The 646-nt window shown below is 41.6% G+C and carries 1 protein-coding gene; it reads left to right on the top strand.

Translation table 11 applies throughout. The features are described from left to right. Positions 1–158 precede the first annotated feature (158 nt). Positions 159–587, top strand: a complete 429-nt coding sequence (locus R8N47_RS25905; RefSeq protein ID WP_058964942.1) for a globin — start codon at positions 159–161, stop codon at positions 585–587. Positions 588–646 lie beyond the last annotated feature (59 nt).

The following is a 646-nucleotide window of genomic DNA, read 5'->3' as shown; positions in this document are numbered from 1 at the left end:
ACTTGGGAATGATGTTTCAAACTCTGCGTAGAGAACGTGGTCTTTGCTGTTTCTTGGCCAAAATTACAAGCTTTGAGATATTCGCTTGCCCCTTGTTTGAGATATTAAATTACACTCATAAAATATGAGTTGTACTCTGGTTTTCGTTTGGAGTGGTCATGAATGTGATTGAGGTTTTCAACGACAGTTACGAGCGTTGTGTTCTCAGTGAGCACTTTTTCGAGCGGTTTTATGCCAAGTTTTGGTCGAAAGGAGAGAGCTTTCGGCAGAAATTTGAAGGCGTAGATATGCAAAAGCAAGTTCGTATGCTCAAAGGCTCGATCGTCTTTTTTATGATGACAGACACGTCTTCTGATGCGCGAAAAATGATGGAAAAGTATGGCAAAAAGCACGGTATCGGAAACATTGGTATCAAACCCGAAGACATTGATATTTGGTTTGAAAGCTTAATGGAAACAGTACGAGAGTGTGATTATGAGTACAACTCCGACGTTGAAAAGGCATGGCGCGCTTGTTTTAAATCGGGTCTGGAAATCATGAAACGCGAATGTGGTACGCCGCCAAGTAAATCCGACACGGGTCAGTGATCGAAAGGTTTGTGATATCTAATATGAAGAAGCGGCCTTACTGTTTACACCAAACTCAA

It is taken from the genome of Vibrio sp. 2132-1, from assembly GCF_033344315.1.
This window is presented reverse-complemented; position numbering and strand designations above follow the sequence as displayed.